Below are 1,305 nucleotides of genomic sequence, written 5' to 3' on the forward strand. Positions count from 1 at the left end.
TCAAACCCTTCTACAAGCACCCCCTCTTCTCCAAGGAGTGCGAGGAGGAGTACCGCAAGGCCCTGAAGGAGTCGGGTGTCGAAATCTCCAGCTTCATCGTGGTCTACCGCTGGTCCGGCCCCACCGAGGAGCAGCGCCAGCACGCCGTGGCCAACTGGAAGCGGATGATCCAAATTGCCGTGGACATGGGCGTGCCCGTCATCAACACGGAGTTTTCCGGCGTCCCCAACCAGCAGGAGCTTTGCAACGGCATGTTCTTCCGCTCCATGGAGGAGCTGCTCCCCATCATTGAGCGGGAGGGACTGCGCGTCGAAATCCAGTCCCATCCCTATGACTTCTGTGAGCTGAACGACGAGGCTTGCGACATCGTGAAATCCTTCCGCTCCAAGAATCTGGGCTATGTCTACTCCGCCTCTCATGGCTTCTTTTACGACCAAGGCAAGGGGGATGTGCGGCACATGCTGAAATACGCCGGAGATGAACTGACCCACGTCCTTCTTGCCGATACTTGGAACCAAACAGAGGACTGCCGCTACATCCTGAACCCGCCCTGGCTGAACCAGCGGGGCCGGGCGGATGTGACCATCCATCAGCACACCGCCATGGGTGAGGGCGAGGTGGATTTTGACGGCATCTTCGAGACCCTGCGGGAGATGGACTTTGCCAACAAGCAGCTCAAACCCGACGCGCCCAAGGTGGGCGGAGACAACATTATCTGCGTGAGCTACTTCGGCTTCCCCGAGAAGATGGACAAACAGGCCCCCGAAGCCCTGGAGCGCATCCAGCATGAGCTTCTGAGCAAGTAAGACAGGGAACTGTTTTACATACTTCTTTTCTCCGCGAAACGCCCAATCGGTATACCCGGCTGGGCGTTTCGCACATCAAAAACAGAAGGGAGTAGATTATGTCAAATACAACTCGACTGACGACGGCCCAAGCCATTGTCAAATTCCTGGATAACCAGTACGTCTCCATGGACGGCGTGGAGACCAAATTCGTGGAGGGCTTCTTCACCATCTTCGGCCACGGCATCGCCGTGGGCCTGGGCGAGGCCCTGGACACGAACCCCGGCGCTCTGCGGGTCATGCAGGGCCGGAACGAGCAGGGCATGTGCCACACGGCCATTGCCTTTGCCAAGCAGAACTGCCGCAAGCAAATCATTGCCTGCGCCTCCTCCGTGGGCCCCGGCGCGGCCAACATGGTCACCGCCTGCGCCACCGCCACGGTGAACAACATCCCCCTGCTGGTCTTCCCGGCGGACACCTTCGCCTCCCGCCAGCCGGACCCCGTGCTCCAGCAGCTGGA

2 protein-coding genes are annotated in these 1,305 nt (G+C 59.7%); both read left to right on the forward strand.

The window, feature by feature from the left end; genetic code table 11:
- Positions 1-806, forward strand: an 806-nt coding sequence (locus JX325_RS16990) for a sugar phosphate isomerase/epimerase family protein (RefSeq protein WP_204792195.1), incomplete at its 5' end; no start/stop codon positions are given.
- A 98-nt stretch (positions 807-904) separates the two neighbouring features.
- A partial coding sequence (locus tag JX325_RS16995; RefSeq protein ID WP_243414159.1) for a thiamine pyrophosphate-binding protein occupies positions 905-1,305 on the forward strand: 401 nt, incomplete at its 3' end.

This window comes from Oscillibacter sp. CU971, assembly GCF_905219725.1.
Classification (GTDB): domain Bacteria; phylum Bacillota; class Clostridia; order Oscillospirales; family Oscillospiraceae; genus Oscillibacter.